Raw genomic sequence first — 15,054 nt, 5'->3', positions numbered from 1 at the left:
ACGCCATGTCAGCCCACCCCTCGACCGACGACAACGCCGGGGCACTGCCCACGCATCCCGCCCTCGACATCCGCTACCACACATTCACTGTCGAGCGCCGCTTCGACGCAGCACCCGCATCGGTGTTCGCAGCGTTCGCGGACGACCAGGCCCGACGGCGCTGGTTCCGGCTGCCCGGTTCGGGGGCGACCTACCGCCACGAGTTCCGCATCGGTGCCGGCGAGGACGCCCACAGCACCTTCACGGTCCCGGATGCCACACCGGAGCGGCTGGCGTACCACTCCCACTACCTCGACATCGTCACCGACCGGCGGCTCGTGTTCGCCTACGTGTCGATCGTGGACGATCTGCCGCGGTGGACGTCACTGGTGACGGTACTCCTCGCCGACGCCGGGGACGGGTGCCAGCTGTCCTGGACCGAGCAGGTGGCGTTCCTGGCTCGCACCGGCGACGGCAGCACCGACCTACCCCACCTTCGCGGCGCTACGACGCTGCGTCTCAACGGACTCGCCGCCACCCTCCACACCGACCACTGACCAGAACCCTGACCCCTGACCCCTGACCCCTGACCCCTGACCCCGCCACGAGGAAACCCCATGACCCGAATCGCCATCATCCTCGGCAGCAGCCGCCCCGGACGCCCGGCCGCGCCCGAAACGGCCCAAATGTCACCCGCGGCCCGCCTTCGGCGGACCGCGGGTGACTCAGATGGACTTCTGCTGGCCGCAGCTCAGCCGCGGAACCACTTGTCCTTCTCCTCCTGGGGAGAGTCGATCGGCTCGGGAGCGAACTCGGGCGCGCCCTCCGAGGGTGGCTTGACCGCGGTGTCGCCACCGCCCAGGTCGTCGTAGGACGCCTGGTCGGGGTCGGCCGGCGGGGGCGGCGGGACCTCGGCGGCGTACGGGTCGGCCGGGGCGATCGGGTCGGTGAGCGGGTCACCGGTGAGCCCGGCCTGCGGGGCCGACGGCGCCGGCGGAACCGGCGGAACCGGCGGAGCCGGCGGGTAGCCGCCGTACTCGCTGCTCGCGGACGAGCCGGTGGTCGGCTCCGGGGTGGAGCCGTTGCGGTGCAGCTTCTCGGAGGCGACCTCGGCCGCCGCCGAGACCTTCTCCTTGGCCTGCTCCGCGTAGGGACCGGCCTTCTCCTTGACGGTGGCCGCGTAGGGCCCCGCCTTCTCCTTCACGACCTCGGCATAAGGAGCAGCCTTCTCCTTCAGGGGCGCCGCCTTCTCCGAGGCGGTCGCAAGGGCCGACTGGACGCGCGGGTCATGGGTGACCTTGTTCGCGCCGGCCTTCAGCTGCTCAGACTTGTTCTTGACCAGCACGCCGACACCAGCGGCAGCGATGGCAAGCAGGATGAGCTTTTTCACTTCTTGACCTTCCGAGAGACAGCTTTGCTTCTGTTTGATGGGTACGCCGGTGAACCCAAACCTAGGCGTCAAACACAAAGATCAAGTCCCCCGACATGCCTAGTCTCTAACGGACCAGGCGATTCCGTCGAGGATGTCGGACTCGGAGACGAGAAGAGTGTCGACACGCGAGCGCCTCAGGATCCGGCTGAGGATCACCCCACCGGCAGCGATCACGTCGGCCCGGCCGGGATGCATCCAGGGCAGCGCGAGTCGCTCGTCGACGGTCATCGCGAGCAGCCGGTCGACGAGTCGGTAGACGTCCTCGGGAGATACCTCGGCATGGTCGGTGGCGGTGCGGTCGTACGCAACCAGCTCGAGCAGTCCCATGGTCAGCTGGATCATGGTGCCGCCGACAGCGACCACGGTGTTGGCATCTGCCGGGTCCACCGGGCAGGCATCGAGGTGGGCGTCGATGTCGCGTACGCAGGCCTCGATCTCCTCCCGCGTGGGCGGATCGGAGCGCAGGTGACGCTCGTGGAGCCGCACCGACCCGATGTCCATACTCATTGCCGCGCTGACGCCCGTCGTGGAGTCGTCGCCGAGGATGAGCTCGGTCGAGCCACCGCCGATGTCGATCACCAGCACCGGCGGTTCGGGGCTGCCGCGCAGGTTGCGGGCCGCACCACCGAAGGAGAGCGCCGCCTCCTCCGCGCCGGTGACTACCTCGGGCGTGACCCCGAGGCGGTCGCGTACGCCGTCGGTGAAGGTGGCCGCGTTGGCGGCGTCGCGGGTGGCCGAGGTGGCCACGAAGCGCACCCTCTCGACACCGTGCTCGCGGATCATCGCGGCGTACTCGTCGATGGCGCCGAAAGCCCGCTCCAGGGCCTCCTCGGCGAGCACACCGGTGCGGTCGACACCCTGGCCCAGACGGACCATGCGGGCCTCGCGTACGTCCTCGGTCAGGCCGTCGGCGGTGACCGTGGCGATCAGCAGCTTGATCGTGTTGGTGCCGCAGTCGATCGCAGCAACCTTCGTCACCGTGTCACTGCTCCTCGTCCTCCAGGTCGAGGTCGACGCAGGGGCCGGACTTCCACCACTCACCGAGGCGCTCGAGCACCTCGTCGCCGAGCGGGTTGACGCCCGGGCCCTGGGCGAGCGCCTGACCGGCGAGGACGTGCAGGCACTTGACCCGATCGGGCATCCCACCTGCGGAGATACCGTGGATCTCGGGCGGGTCACCGAGCTTGTAACGAGCTTCGAGGTAGGCCTCGTGAGCCCTCGCGTAGGCAGCCGCGAGCTCCTCGTCCTCGGCCAGGCGGGCCTCCATGTCCTTCATCACGTGGGTGCCCTCGAGGGTGCCGATCTTCGAGGCGGCACGCGGGCAGGTGAGGTAGAACGTCGTGGGAAACGGCGTGCCGTTGGGCAGCCGCGGCTCGGTGGTCACCACATCGGGCAGCGAGCACGGGCAGCGGTGCCCGACCTCGTGGATCCCCCGTGGCTCGCGTCCCAGCTGTGCCGCGATCGCGGCCACGTCCTTGGGATCGATGGCCATGTCTCAGTCTTTCTTCTGCTTGGGCGGGTCGATCTCCGACTCCGGCCCTTCTCCAGTCTGCTCCGGCGGGTCACCGGCCAGCAGCACGGAACCCCACGCATCGTCCCACCACGCCTTCGGCTGCTCGGCACTGCCCACCGACTTGGGGTCGGTGAGCTCCGGCTCGGTCTGGATGCGCTCGCCGTTCTCGTCGAGGGCGACGTACGCCGTCTCCCCCGGCATCACGAACCCGAACCGCTCCCGGGCCTGCTGCTGGACGTAGGCGGGGTCCTCCCAGCGACGGGTCTGCTCCTCGAGCTGCTTGATGTGCTCCTTGCGCTGGGCGATCTCCGTCTGGAGCGCATTGATGTCGTGGCGCTGCTGCAGGTAGGCGCGCAGCGAGGAGGCGTAGGAGATCACCAGCACGGCGGCGACCACGATGATCATCATCGCCCGGCCGGTCAGCTTCGGCCGACGCAGCCGCTTGCGCAGGGCCTCGATGCCGCTGCCCGCCGGCGGGCGGGCCGGGAGCGGGGCACGCGACCGTCGTCCCGGACCCTGTGGGCCTCGGGATCGTTGAACGCGCTTGCTCTGACTCTGCTGTCCCGGTCCCTGCGTTGCCACGTCGCTCATCCTCCCATCCGAGCCCAACGAGTCGGCGCATCTGTCCCGCCGAGCCGTGCCGAGTCGGCCCGTCTTGACCAAAACCCCGCCGAGTCGGCCCCTCTTGACCAAAACCCCGCCGAGTCGGCCCGTCTTGACCAAAACCCCGCCGAGTCGGCCCGTCAAGACGGGCCGACTCGGCATGAGATCGTGTCAAGATGCGCCGACTCGGCGCACGGGTCAGGCCTGGTAGCGCGGGAAGGCGGAGGCGCCGGCGTAGCGGGCGGCCTCACCGAGCTCGTCCTCGATGCGGAGGAGCTGGTTGTACTTCGCGACGCGCTCGGAGCGGGCCGGGGCACCGGTCTTGATCTGACCGGAGCCGACGGCGACGGCGAGGTCGGCGATGGTGGTGTCCTCGGTCTCGCCGGAGCGGTGGGACATCATCGTCTTGAAGCCGGCCCGGTGGGCCATGTCGACCGCGTCGAGGGTCTCGGTGAGGGTGCCGATCTGGTTGACCTTGACCAGCAGCGCGTTGCCCTGGCCGCCCTCGATGCCTCGGGCGAGGCGCTCGACGTTGGTGACGAACAGGTCGTCGCCGACGAGCTGGGTCTTCTCGCCGATCGCGGAGGTGATCGCCTTCCAGCCGTCCCAGTCCTCCTCGTCGAGGGGGTCCTCGATGGAGACGATCGGGTAGGCGGCGACGAGCTCCTCGTAGTAGGCGGTCATCTCCTCCGCGGTCTTCTTCGCACCCTCGAACAGGTAGGCGCCGTCCTCGTAGAACTCGCTCGCCGCCACGTCCAGGGCCAGCACGACGTCCTTGCCGAGCTCGTAGCCGGCCTTGCCGATCGCTTCGGCGATCAGGTCGAGGGCGGCGCGGTTGGACTCGAGGTTGGGCGCGAAGCCGCCCTCGTCGCCGAGGCCGGTGGCCAGGCCCTTCGCCTTCAGCACGGACTTGAGCGCGTGGTAGACCTCGGCGCCCATGCGCAGCGCCTCGGCGAAGGTCGGCGCGCCGATCGGCGCGATCATGAACTCCTGGATGTCGACGTTGGAGTCCGCGTGGGAGCCACCGTTGAGGATGTTGAGCATCGGGACCGGGAGCACGTGGGCGTTGGGGCCACCGACGTAGCGGAACAGCGAGAGGCCGGCCGAGTCGGCGGCGGCCTTCGCGACGGCGAGCGAGACGCCGAGGATCGCGTTGGCGCCGGCCTTGGCCTTGTTGGGGGTCGCGTCGGCCTCGATCATCGCCTGGTCGATGGCGCGCTGGTCGTCGGCGTCGAAGCCTTCGATCGCCGGGGCGAGGGTCTCCACGACCGCGGTGACGGCGTTCTGCACGCCCTTGCCGCCGTAGCGCTCGCCGCCGTCGCGCAGCTCGACGGCCTCGAAGGCTCCGGTCGAGGCGCCACTGGGCACCTGGGCGCGGGCGAAGGTGCCGTCGTCGAGGACGACCTCAACTTCCACAGTCGGGTTGCCTCGCGAATCGAGGATCTCGCGGGCGCCTACGGCGTCGATCGATGCCACTGAACTACTCCTGGGTCAGGACTGGATTGATGGAGACGGGGGTGATGGCCGTCAGCCTATTACTCGGCCGGATGGGCCTGGCGATTGGAACGTTAACCGGACAGTAGGGGTCTGACCGAGGCTGCCCACCTGGTGTTCACCAGGGAGACGGCCGGTCGAAACGTACGTGACGCCTCGGCGCGGAGTGCCGCCGAGGATCTCCGGTCCGTCACCGTTCGGTGGCGGACCGGCGTCGTTCGTGGACCGGTCAGTCCTCGGAGCAGTCGCCGGCCGGCAGGTGGGTGCCCGCCCACTCGGTGAGTGCGCCGAGGGTCGGCGCGAGCGCGGCACCGGATCCGGTGAGCGCGTAGCGGACCGCGACCGGCGGGCCGGGGTCGACCTCGCGGCCGAGCAGGCCGAGGCCGGCCAGCTCGCTGAGGCGCTCGGAGAGCATCGAGTCGCTGATCCCGGCGACCGCTCGCTTCAGCTCGGCGAAGCCGAGCGGGCCCTGGGTCAGGCTGCCGAGGATCACGCCGTTCCAGCGCTTGCCGAGAAAGTCGAAGGCCCGCACGAGCGCTGCGCTGCACACCTGTGGATCGTGTGCGGGCTTCGTCGCGGGCATGTCACCCAGCGTACAGGAGTTGCCCGAACACGGAGGAACTACTATTTTCGAAGTAACCGGAATATCCCTAGTAACCACGGAGTTCAGAGCAACATGACCGAGACCACTGCACTCGAGACCATTGCCCTCGAGAAGCTGGACACCCGCGGCCGCGAGATCGTCTTCACCGGCGCCCGGACGTCCAACACCTTTGCCGACACGCCCGTCACCGACGACGAGCTCGCCGACATCTGGGAGCTCACCCGCTGGACTCCGACGATGGCCAACACCCAGCCGCTGCGGGTCGTGTTCGTGCGGACGGCCGAGGGCAAGGAGCGTCTCCTCCCGCACATCGCCGAGGGCAACGCCGAGAAGACGAAGGCCGCCCCGGCGACCGCGATCGTCGCCTACGACAACAACTGGCACGAAGAGATCCCCAACGTCTTCCCGATCCGCCCGGAGATGAAGGACTACTTCGAGGCCGACGAGACCGCTCGACACGGAGCGGGCGGCTGGTCCGCCGGCCTGCAAGCCGGCGCCTTCATCCTCGCCGTCCGCGCGGCCGGCCTCGCCGCCGGCCCGATCGCGGGCTATGACACCGCAGGCGTGGACAAGGAGTTCTTCCCCGAGGGCGACTGGACCACGAAGATGATCGTCAACATCGGCCACCCCGGCGAGAACCCCTGGTTCGACCGGCTCCCCCGCGTGGAGACCGAGTCCGCCGTCAAGTGGGCCTGACCCCCTGACCTGGTTCGTACGAAGCGCTCGCCTGCCGTCGCGGCAGGCGAGCGTTTCGGTTTGCGGAGGCTCGAGTGCCGTCCATCGCCAGGGAAATGATTTCCGCGAATACAGTTAGCCAAGCTAAACTTTGCCTCGATGCCGACGACCCACACCAGCCCCCGCCTCACCTTCGCCATCGTCGCCATCGGCGTCTGCTCCTACTCCCTGCTGCAGTCGGTCTCGGTGCCGACGATGCCGCTGATCCAGACCGAGCTGAAGACCGACCAGGCAACCGGGTCCTGGATCCTGACCGCCTTCCTGCTCTCCGCCTCGGTCGCGACCCCGATCATCGGCCGGATGGGCGACTCCTTCGGCAAGCGCAGGATGTACGTGTGGAGTCTGGCCGCGCTGACCGCCGGCGCCCTCCTCGCCGCCGCGGCCCCGAGCATCGAGGTCATGATCGCTGCGCGGGTCCTGCAGGGCCTGGGTGGCGGCACCCTGCCGTTGGCCTTCGCGATCCTGCGTGACGAGCTGCCCAGGGAACGCGTCGCCGGAGCGATCGCGGTCACCTCGTCGCTGCTCTCGATGGGCTTCGCCGCCGGGATCGTGCTGGCGGGCCCGGTCGCCGAGACGCTCGGCTTCCGAGGGCTGTTCCTGCTGCCGGCTCTGGTCGCGGCCGGAGCCGCGGTCGGCACGCTGTGGATGGTGCCCGAGTCGCCGGTGATCACCCGCGAGTCGATCCCGCTGCTCCCCGCCCTCCTCCTCGCCGGCTGGCTGGTCGCGCTCCTCCTCGGCGTCAGCCGGGCGCCCTCGTGGGGCTGGACCGCACCGGCCACCATCGGCCTGCTCGGTGCCGCCGCCGTGCTCCTGACCACCTGGATCCGGGTCGAGTGGACCGTACGTCAGCCGCTGGTCGACCTGCGCCTGATGGGCCGCCGCGGGGTCTGGACCGCCAACCTGGTCGCCCTGCTGATCGGCATCGCGATGTACGCCTCCTTCGGCTTCATCCCGCAGCTGACCCAGACCCCGGAGTCGGCCGGCTACGGCTTCGGCGCGTCGGTCACCGTCGCCGGCTACCTGATGCTTCCGACGGCTGTCACCTCGTTCCTGTGCGGACTGGTCAGCGCCCGGCTCGCCGAGCTCATCGGGATGCGCCGCATCCTGGTCATCGGCGGGCTGCTCACCGCGGTCTCCCTCGCCATGGTCGCCTTCGTCCACGACGAGCCGTGGCAGATGTGTGTCGCCGCCGGGCTCTCCGGCTTCGGCACCGGCCTGGTCTTCGCGAACCTCGCCAACGCGGTCGTGGCCGCGGTGCCACCCGAGCACACCGGCGTGGCCACCGGGATGAACGCCAACATCCGCACCGTCGGCGGCACCATCGGCACCGCCGTCATGACCTCCGTGGTCACCGCCGAGACCCTGCCTTCGGGCTACCCGGTCGAGCAGGGCTACGTCAACGGCTTCGGCTTCCTCACCGTCGTCGCCCTGGGCGCGGCCCTCGCGGCCATGCTCATCCCCCTGGCGCCGCGAAAGGTCGCCCCGGCCAGCCGAAAGGTCACGTACGCAGGCCGAGACGTCGCTCCGGTCGGGCGAGAGGGCACCGAGATGCCCTGTCGGCCGACGTAGGTGACGCCTCGGCCGACGTAGGTGACGCCTCGGCCGACGCGGGTGACGCCTCGGCCGACGTAGGCGCCTACTCGGCGGGGCGGGCGCGCTCGGCGGCCTTGGCCGCCGACCAGAGCTGCTCGACCTCGTCGAGGGTGAAGCGGCGGCCCGACTCGGCCTCGGGACCGAAGACGTGGGGGTTGCGGCGCTTCATCTTCTCGGTGAGGCCGGCGATGACGTCGTCCATCGTGAACTCGCCGGCCTCCTCGGCGATGGCGGCGTGGAAGTAGACCTGGAGCAGCAGGTCACCGAGCTCCTCCTTGAGGTGCTCGGGGTCCTCCTCGGAGATCGCCTCGAGGACCTCGTCGGACTCCTCGCGCAGATACTGCGCCAACGACACGTGGGTCTGCGACGACTTCCACACGCAGCGCTCACGCATCATCCGCATCAGGTCGAGGAACTCGACGAGCCCCTCCCCCGATGCGTACGTCCTGCCCTCGTCATCGGCTGGGCTCAATCCAGCGCTCCGAACGCGCTCAGGCACTGCCGCAGCAGGGCACCGCGACCGCCCTCCATGTCGCCGACGACCTCGTCGGAGGCCGCCTCGGCGGGCGTCATCCAGGACAGCTCCAGAGCGTCCTGGCGGGGCTCGCACTCGCCGGTGACGGGGACGACGTAGACCAGCGAGACCGCGTGCTGGCGAGGGTCCTGGTAGCGCTCTCCGGGCCACGGGAAGTATTCGGCGACGGTCACCGGCACCGTGGTCAGCGGCAGGGTCGGGAAGGCGACCGGGCCGAGGTCCTTCTCCAGGTTGCGCATCAGCGCGTCCCGGATCCGCTCGCCGTGCAGCACCCGGCCCGAGACCAGCGACCGGGTGATCGTCCCGGTCGTGGGCGACCCGCGCAGCAGCAGCCCGACCTCGGTGACCCGGCCGTCGGGATCGACACGAACAGGGACCGCCTCCACGTAGAGGATGGGCACCCGCCCGCGGGTCTCGCCCAGCTCCTCCTCGGAGAGCCATCCCGGCTCGGTGTCCCACTCGTTGCCGAAGGGCTCCTCAGGGAAGGACTGCTCGCCGAACGCCTCCATGGTCATGCGTCGATCCTGCCAGACACAGGCGTACGTCACGGAGCAACAGCGCCGGAGTGTGGACTGTCACCGACGCAGAGCCAGGAAGCTGTCGGCCTTGAAGACCTTCTCGACCATCCACCAGGAGAAGCCGTCGTAGTACGGGCGCGCCTCCGCGCGGCCGAGGATCCGCGGCTCGGTGGCGGCGTGGTCGCGATGGTGCACCACGGCCCAGAACGGGAACAGGCGGCGCCCGGCCAGGGTCCGCACCATCGGGGCGGTCGCCTTCGCCATCCGCCAGGAGTCGTTGCTCGGGGTGATCGTCGTCGTCATGCCTCCACTGTCCCGGGACACGTGGGGTCAACGCTTCCCGGAAGGTGCGCAGCGGAACTGACGGGTTCCCGTCAGTCGGCCCCGTTGCGGATGGCCCAGGCGGTGGCCTCGGCCCGGCTGCGTACGCCGAGCTTGCGGTAGAGGTTGGCCGCGTGCCGCTCGACGGTGTGCTCGGTGATGCCGAGGTCGCGGGCGATGCCGGCGTTCGTACGTCCCGTCGCGATCAGCCGCAGCACCTCCTGCTCGCGCGTGGTCAGTGCCGTCGCCGCACCCGAGCTGGGCGCGGACCCGCGGTGCACCTCGCCGGTCAGGAACCAGCGGCTCACCATCGCGAGGTCGCGGGCGCCGCCCTCGACGAAGAGCGTCGGGGTGCTGCCCTCGAGCTCGACCAGCCGTCCGTCACGGACACCGTCAGCCAGGCTCCGGGACACCTCGACGGGGATCTGGCTCGCGGCCTGGCGGTGGAGCACCAGCGTCGGCGCCACCACTCGCTCGAGCAGGTCGCTGACGTCCAGCCGGGCCGCCTCCGCGAACCAGTCGCGGGCGACCGCAGGGGTCGTCGCGGTGCGGAACGCCTCGGCCACCCGGCCGGCGTTCTCGCCCGATCCCCAGCCGAGCCAGGCGGTCGCGGCGGCGTCGGCGAAGAGGTCCCAGTCCTGCTCGACCAGCGAGAGCAGCGCCTGCGTCTGCGCCGGGCTCATCGCGTCCCGCATCCGTGCCGCTCCACCGAACAGGAGCATCCGGTCGACTCGCTGCGGGTCGGTGGCGGCGTACGCCACGGCGGTCGCGACCGCGTGGTAGTAGCCGAGCAGGTTGACCCGGTCGGCGCCGACCGCCTCGATGACCGCCTCCAGGTCACGCAGGTGTGCCTCGAGCCCGAGGTCGCCGGCCCGGCGGTCGGAGGAGCCGGTCCCGCGCCCGTCGTAGAGCACGAGGGTCAGATCCTGGCTCAGCCGCTCGTAGGCCATCCGCAGCGCCGGCACCCGCCACTGCGCCCTGATGTTGCTGAGCGAGGGCATCCAGATCGTCACCGGCCCGCTCCCCACCACCTGATAGGCGATCGCGATGTCGTCGCTGGTCTGCGCGTAGCGCACCTCTGGCTCGCCGGTCACGCACTCATTCTTCCGGGCCGGTCCACGACTCAGCTCGCGAACCGCTTCACCGCGGCGTCGTAGAGCGTCTGCGCGGCCTCGGCGGCCGCGTCGGCGGCGGCGACGGTGACCGGCTTGCCGAGGTAGTTGTTGGCGTTGCGGTCCAGGCGCATCACGTCGTAGTGGATGGCCGCGTCGCGCGGCGGCGGGGTGTCGAAGATCGCGGCGAGGAACTTGCCCACTTTCACGTGTCCGCCGGCGCCGCCGGTCGTCCTGTAGCCGTAGGCGGCGAGCAGCGCCTCGCCGACGTCGTGGGCCGCCTTGTAGGCGAGGTTGTAGCGGTTCTCGGTGCGGGTGACGTTGGGTACGTCGGCGAGGGCCGACTCCGCGCCGCCGAGGAAGGCACGGGCCTTCTTCTCGTCGGGCCTCACGGCGCGCAGCGCGCCGGAGCGTACGAGTGCGTCAACCGTCTTCTGCTGCGCCGGCGTCAACGGCAGGGGCATCCGGTCCTCCTCCGTGGATCTCGATCACCGGGTTGGCCCGGACCTCCTCGAGGAACCCGGTCTGCTCCTCGGCCTCCTCGGGACTCATGATCGTCGGGTTGACGGTGCGCCCGACGCTGGCGGAGACCTCTCGGCAGACCTCGTAGACCGCGCGTACGTCAGGAGTGCCGATCACCATCAGGTCGATGTCGTTCGGCGGCGGCCCCGGCTCCCCCTTCGCCCTGGCCGCGAACGACCCGAAGATGAAGGCCCGCTCGATCCCGTCGAGCCCCTCGAGGGCCTCCCGGATCAGCACGGCCGGGCCGGTCACGGTCAGCAGGATCTCCCGCGTCGGCGCGAGCAGCGGGCTCTGCTCGTTGCCCCTCACCAGCCGCGTGCGGCCCACACGGCGGTCGACGAGCAGCCCGGCGTCGAGCAGGCGCGCGACCTCCCGGTGGACCGTCGGATAGGGCAACCCGGCCCGCTCGGCGAGGTCGGTCATGCTCATCTCCTCCCCCGGGAGCAGCAGCTCCGAGAGCAGCAGCGCCTGCGCCTCCGACCGGAACAGAGGCGCGAGCACCGGAGCCGGACTTCTCACAAAATGGATAATAACCTCCATTTTGTGGATATGTAAGCCCTAGGTGAGCGGATCGACGATCGCGTCGATGACCACGCGGGCCCAGTCGAGCAGGTCAGGTCCGTCGAGGGGCTTGGCGGGGAACCCGGAGGAGACCGGCCGCGGCACCATGATGGTCTCCAGCTGCGGCTTCACCAGGGACTTCGGGTACATCCGGTTGAGTCGGACGACGCGGGAGTCGGGCAGCGTGACCGGGTGGAAGCGTACGTTCTTGCCGGCCAGGGTGACCTCGGAGACGCCGGCCTGGCGGGCGCGGGCACGGAAGCGGGCGACCTGAAGCAGGGAGGAGACCTCCGTGGGCGGCTTGCCGTAGCGGTCGAGGAGCTCGGCAGCGACCGACTCGACGTCCTCGTCGGAGCGCACCTCGGCGAGACGCTTGTAGATCTCCAGGCGGAGCCGCTCGGAGGGGATGTAGTCGTGCGGAAGATGCGCATCCACCGGGAGCTCGATGCGCACCTCGTTGAGCTCCTCGGCCGCACCGTCGGGGCCGGCCTTGAACTCGGCGACGGCCTCGCCCACCAGGCGTACGTAGAGGTCGAAGCCGACGTCGGCGATGTGGCCGGACTGCTCGCCGCCGAGCAGGTTGCCGGCGCCGCGGATCTCGAGGTCCTTCATCGCGATCGCCATGCCGCCACCGAGGTCGGAGTGCTGCGCGAGGGTGGCCAGACGCTCGTGGGCGGTCTCGGTCAGCGGCTTCTCGCCCGGGTAGAGGAAGTAGGCGTAGGCGCGCTCGCGGGAGCGGCCGACGCGGCCACGCAGCTGGTGGAGCTGGGAGAGGCCGAGGGTGTCGGCGCGCTCGATGATCATCGTGTTGGCGTTGGAGACGTCGAGGCCGGACTCGACCAGCGTGGTGCACACCAGCACGTCGAACTCCTTCTCCCAGAAGTCGACCATCACCTGCTCGAGCTGCTTCTCGTTCATCTGGCCGTGGGCGACCGCGACCCGGGCCTCGGGCACCAGCTCGCGGATCCGGGCGGCCGCCTTCTCGATCGAGTTGACCCGGTTGTGGATGTAGAAGACCTGACCCTCGCGGAGCAGCTCACGCCGCACCGCGGCGACGATCTGGCGGTCCTCGTAGGCCCCGACGTACGTCAGGACCGGGTGTCGCTCCTCGGGGGGCGTGGTGATCGTGGACATCTCCCGGATGCCGGTGATCGACATCTCCAGGGTGCGCGGGATCGGGGTCGCGGACATCGACAGGAAGTCGACGCTCGTGCGGAGGCGTTTCATCGCCTCCTTGTGCTCGACGCCGAAGCGCTGCTCCTCGTCGATGATGATGAGGCCGAGGTCCTTGAAACGTACGTCCTTGTTGAGCAGCCGATGGGTGCCGACGACGATGTCGACGGTGCCGTCGGCCAGGCCCGCCATGACCTCGGCGGCCTCCTTGTCGCTCTGGAACCTCGACAGCCCGCGAAGGTTGACCGGGAAGCCCGACATCCGCTCCACGAAGGTCGACATGTGCTGGGTGACCAGCAGGGTCGTCGGCACCAGGACGGCGACCTGCTTGCCGTCCTGGACCGCCTTGAACGCGGCCCGCACCGCGATCTCGGTCTTGCCGTAGCCGACGTCACCGCAGACCAGCCGGTCCATCGGGGTGGGCCGCATCATGTCGGCCTTCACCTCGTCGATGACGGCGAGCTGGTCGGCGGTCTCCTGGAACGGGAAGGCGTCCTCGAGCTCGCGCTGCCAGGGGTTGTCGGGGCCGTACTGGAACCCCTTGGTGGCCTGCCGGGCGGCGTAGAGCTTGATCAGCTCGGCCGCGATCTCTCTGACCGCCTTGCGGGCTCGCGCCTTGCGCTTCTGCCAGTCGGCACCGCCGAGGCGGTCGAGGCTGGGCTGCTCACCGCCGACGTAGCGGGTCACCTGGTCGAGGGCGTCGGCCGGGACGTAGAGGCGGTCGGGCGGGGCGCCGCGCTTGGAGGCCCCGTATTCGAGGACGAGGTATTCGCGGGTCGCGCCCTGCACCTCGCGCTGCTTCATCTCGATGAACTGGCCGACGCCGTGCTGCTCGTGGACGACGTAGTCGCCGGGCTTGAGCTCGAGCGGGTCGATCTGCTTCTTGCGCCGTGCCGGCATCTTGACCATGTCGCGCGTCGACGACTTCTGGCCGGAGATGTCCTCGCCGGTGAGCACCATCAGCTGGTTGGCCTCGTCGAGGAAGCCGTGGGTGAGGCGGGCGTGGATCACGGTGACGGTCTTGTGGACCGGCTTCGCGGACTCCACATCGGTGGTCGAGCCTGTCGAGACCTCCGCCAGCCGGGCCGGGACGTCACGCTCCCCCAGCGCCTCGACCGTACGCTGCGCCGTGCCGTGCGCGGGCTGGACGACGACCACGCGGTAGCTGTCGTCGCGCCAGCGCTCGATGTCGGCCATCGCCGCCGCGGTGTCGCCGCGGTAGGCCTTCGCGGGCTGCCAGTCGATCTTGCGGACCGGGACCCCGACGACATCGGGGTCGGCGAGGTCGGCGTCTGCGTCGTCGAGGCCGAACGGGCTGACCGACCACCACGGCTTGCCCTGCGCGATGGCGTGGGCGCGTACGTCGGCGAGGTCGCGGTAGGAGGCTGCGGAGAGGTCGATCGGGGCGACTCCCCCGCTGGCCGCGGCGGCCCAGGAAGCACCGAGGAACTCTTCGGCGGTGGCGACCAGGTCGTGGGCGCGGCTGCGGATCCGCTCGGGGTCGAGCAGCAGGACGTGGCTGTCCTCGGGGATCAGGTCGAGCAGTAGCTCCATGTCGTCGACGAGCGCCGGTGCGAGCGACTCCATGCCCTCGACCGCGATCCCGGCGGCGATCTTGTCGGTGAGCTCGATCAGCGTGGGGTGGTCCTCGCCCAGCTTTCGGGCACGGTCGCGGACCTCCGGGGTCAGCAGGAGCTCGCGGCACGGCGGCGCCCAGAGGCGATCAGTGGCCCCGCCGTGCTCTTCGGCGATCGCACGTTGGTCGGCGACCGCGAAGTGGCGGATCGAGTCGACCTCGTCGCCCCAGAACTCGACGCGGACCGGGTGCTCCTCGGTCGGCGGGAACACGTCGACGATGCCACCTCGGACCGCGAACTCGCCGCGCTTCTCGACCAGGTCGACGCGGGAGTAGGCGGCGTCGGCGAGCTTCACGACGACGTCGTCGAGGCTCGCCTCCTGGCCCTTGACCAGCTCCACCGGCTCGAGGTCGCCGAGGCCCTTCACCTGCGGCTGCAGCACGCTGCGGACCGGGGCGACGACCACCTTCAGCGGGCCGTGGGCACCGTCGGCGTCCGGGTGCCGGAGTCGGCGGAGCACCGCGAGCCGGCGCCCGACGGTGTCCGAGCGCGGGGAGAGCCGCTCATGGGGCAGCGTCTCCCAGCTCGGGTAGTAGGCGACCGAGTCGGGCGGGAGCAGGTCGGTCAGGTCATTGACCAGATCCTCGGCCTCACGCGAGGTCGCGGTGACCGCGAGGACGGTGCGCTCCTGGCGTACGAGACCGGTGACCACGAACGGGCGCAGCGCCTCCGGGCCGGTGACGTCGAGCGCCAGCATCCGGCCGCCCTTGGCCTCGGCCATC

16 protein-coding genes are annotated in these 15,054 nt (G+C 70.2%); 3 read left to right on the top strand and 13 right to left on the bottom strand.

The genetic code is table 11. The annotated features are described in order from the left end of the window. Positions 1-5 precede the first annotated feature (5 nt). Positions 6-536, top strand: a complete 531-nt coding sequence (locus tag ACFVDI_RS13450; protein ID WP_378905655.1) for an SRPBCC domain-containing protein — start codon at positions 6-8, stop codon at positions 534-536. A 194-nt stretch (positions 537-730) separates the two neighbouring features. On the opposite strand, the gene ACFVDI_RS13445 is transcribed toward ACFVDI_RS13450, so the two are convergent. The 6 genes from ACFVDI_RS13445 to ACFVDI_RS13420 form a co-directional block, all read right to left on the bottom strand. Further along, positions 731-1,369 carry a hypothetical protein gene (locus ACFVDI_RS13445; protein WP_378905652.1) on the bottom strand — a complete coding sequence of 213 codons (639 nt, stop codon included), beginning with the start codon at positions 1,367-1,369 and terminating at the stop codon, positions 731-733. Positions 1,370-1,468: 99 nt separating this feature from the next. After that, positions 1,469-2,389: an exopolyphosphatase gene (locus tag ACFVDI_RS13440; RefSeq protein WP_378905649.1), complete on the bottom strand. Its 921-nt coding sequence runs from the start codon at positions 2,387-2,389 to the stop codon at positions 1,469-1,471. 4 nt (positions 2,390-2,393) lie between these two features. Continuing rightward, on the bottom strand, positions 2,394-2,903 hold the full coding sequence (locus ACFVDI_RS13435; RefSeq protein WP_378905646.1) for a DUF501 domain-containing protein: 510 nt from the start codon (positions 2,901-2,903) through the stop codon (positions 2,394-2,396). Between the two features lie 3 nt (positions 2,904-2,906). Next, positions 2,907-3,506, bottom strand: a complete 600-nt coding sequence (locus tag ACFVDI_RS13430) for a septum formation initiator family protein (protein WP_378905643.1) — start codon at positions 3,504-3,506, stop codon at positions 2,907-2,909. 219 nt (positions 3,507-3,725) lie between these two features. Next, on the bottom strand, positions 3,726-5,003 hold the full coding sequence (gene eno / locus ACFVDI_RS13425; protein WP_378905640.1) for a phosphopyruvate hydratase: 1,278 nt from the start codon (positions 5,001-5,003) through the stop codon (positions 3,726-3,728). Between the two features lie 247 nt (positions 5,004-5,250). Continuing rightward, on the bottom strand, positions 5,251-5,604 hold the full coding sequence (locus ACFVDI_RS13420; protein WP_378905638.1) for a winged helix-turn-helix transcriptional regulator: 354 nt from the start codon (positions 5,602-5,604) through the stop codon (positions 5,251-5,253). A 93-nt stretch (positions 5,605-5,697) separates the two neighbouring features. Between ACFVDI_RS13420 and ACFVDI_RS13415 the strand changes: the two genes are divergently transcribed. Further along, the gene (locus ACFVDI_RS13415) at positions 5,698-6,321 is read left to right on the top strand and encodes a malonic semialdehyde reductase (protein WP_378905636.1); all 624 of its coding nucleotides are present in this window, start codon (positions 5,698-5,700) and stop codon (positions 6,319-6,321) included. 138 nt (positions 6,322-6,459) lie between these two features. Further along, complete coding sequence (locus ACFVDI_RS13410) at positions 6,460-7,929, top strand: MFS transporter (RefSeq protein ID WP_378905633.1); 1,470 nt, start codon at positions 6,460-6,462, stop codon at positions 7,927-7,929. Positions 7,930-7,996: 67 nt separating this feature from the next. Here ACFVDI_RS13410 and ACFVDI_RS13405 read toward each other — a convergent pair whose 3' ends face one another. The 7 genes from ACFVDI_RS13405 to mfd all read right to left on the bottom strand — a co-directional run bounded on the left by ACFVDI_RS13405 (position 7,997) and on the right by mfd (position 15,053). Next, positions 7,997-8,425: a MazG nucleotide pyrophosphohydrolase domain-containing protein gene (locus tag ACFVDI_RS13405; protein WP_378905630.1), complete on the bottom strand. Its 429-nt coding sequence runs from the start codon at positions 8,423-8,425 to the stop codon at positions 7,997-7,999. Then, positions 8,422-9,003 carry an NUDIX hydrolase family protein gene (locus ACFVDI_RS13400; RefSeq protein WP_378905627.1) on the bottom strand — a complete coding sequence of 194 codons (582 nt, stop codon included), beginning with the start codon at positions 9,001-9,003 and terminating at the stop codon, positions 8,422-8,424. Before ACFVDI_RS13400 ends, ACFVDI_RS13405 begins: the two co-directional genes overlap by 4 nt. A 60-nt stretch (positions 9,004-9,063) precedes the next feature. Further along, positions 9,064-9,309 carry a hypothetical protein gene (locus ACFVDI_RS13395; RefSeq protein ID WP_378905624.1) on the bottom strand — a complete coding sequence of 82 codons (246 nt, stop codon included), beginning with the start codon at positions 9,307-9,309 and terminating at the stop codon, positions 9,064-9,066. A 71-nt stretch (positions 9,310-9,380) separates the two neighbouring features. Continuing rightward, positions 9,381-10,421, bottom strand: a complete 1,041-nt coding sequence (locus ACFVDI_RS13390) for an alpha/beta fold hydrolase (protein WP_378905621.1) — start codon at positions 10,419-10,421, stop codon at positions 9,381-9,383. Positions 10,422-10,450: 29 nt separating this feature from the next. After that, entirely contained in the window at positions 10,451-10,903 is a 453-nt protein-coding gene (locus ACFVDI_RS13385) for a hypothetical protein (protein WP_378905619.1), read from the bottom strand. Continuing rightward, positions 10,863-11,480: a MarR family transcriptional regulator gene (locus tag ACFVDI_RS13380; protein WP_378905616.1), complete on the bottom strand. Its 618-nt coding sequence runs from the start codon at positions 11,478-11,480 to the stop codon at positions 10,863-10,865. Before ACFVDI_RS13380 ends, ACFVDI_RS13385 begins: the two co-directional genes overlap by 41 nt. A 39-nt stretch (positions 11,481-11,519) precedes the next feature. Then, positions 11,520-15,053 (bottom strand): transcription-repair coupling factor, encoded by a 3,534-nt coding sequence (gene mfd / locus ACFVDI_RS13375; protein ID WP_378905693.1) that lies wholly within the window; start codon positions 15,051-15,053, stop codon positions 11,520-11,522. Position 15,054 lies beyond the last annotated feature (1 nt).

Source organism: Nocardioides sp. NPDC057767, from assembly GCF_042798275.1.
Taxonomy (GTDB): domain Bacteria; phylum Actinomycetota; class Actinomycetes; order Propionibacteriales; family Nocardioidaceae; genus Nocardioides.
This window is presented reverse-complemented; position numbering and strand designations above follow the sequence as displayed.

Coding starts and splice junctions, on each gene's coding strand:
- ACFVDI_RS13450 (WP_378905655.1), top strand. CDS start 6: ATGTCAGCCCACCCCTCGACCGACGACAACGCCGGGGCACTGCCCACG.
- mfd (WP_378905693.1), bottom strand. CDS start 15,053: ATGGCCGAGGCCAAGGGCGGCCGGATGCTGGCGCTCGACGTCACCGGC.
- ACFVDI_RS13395 (WP_378905624.1), bottom strand. CDS start 9,309: ATGACGACGACGATCACCCCGAGCAACGACTCCTGGCGGATGGCGAAG.
- ACFVDI_RS13400 (WP_378905627.1), bottom strand. CDS start 9,003: ATGACCATGGAGGCGTTCGGCGAGCAGTCCTTCCCTGAGGAGCCCTTC.
- ACFVDI_RS13410 (WP_378905633.1), top strand. CDS start 6,460: ATGCCGACGACCCACACCAGCCCCCGCCTCACCTTCGCCATCGTCGCC.
- ACFVDI_RS13415 (WP_378905636.1), top strand. CDS start 5,698: ATGACCGAGACCACTGCACTCGAGACCATTGCCCTCGAGAAGCTGGAC.
- ACFVDI_RS13435 (WP_378905646.1), bottom strand. CDS start 2,903: ATGGCCATCGATCCCAAGGACGTGGCCGCGATCGCGGCACAGCTGGGA.
- ACFVDI_RS13420 (WP_378905638.1), bottom strand. CDS start 5,604: ATGCCCGCGACGAAGCCCGCACACGATCCACAGGTGTGCAGCGCAGCG.
- ACFVDI_RS13385 (WP_378905619.1), bottom strand. CDS start 10,903: ATGCCCCTGCCGTTGACGCCGGCGCAGCAGAAGACGGTTGACGCACTC.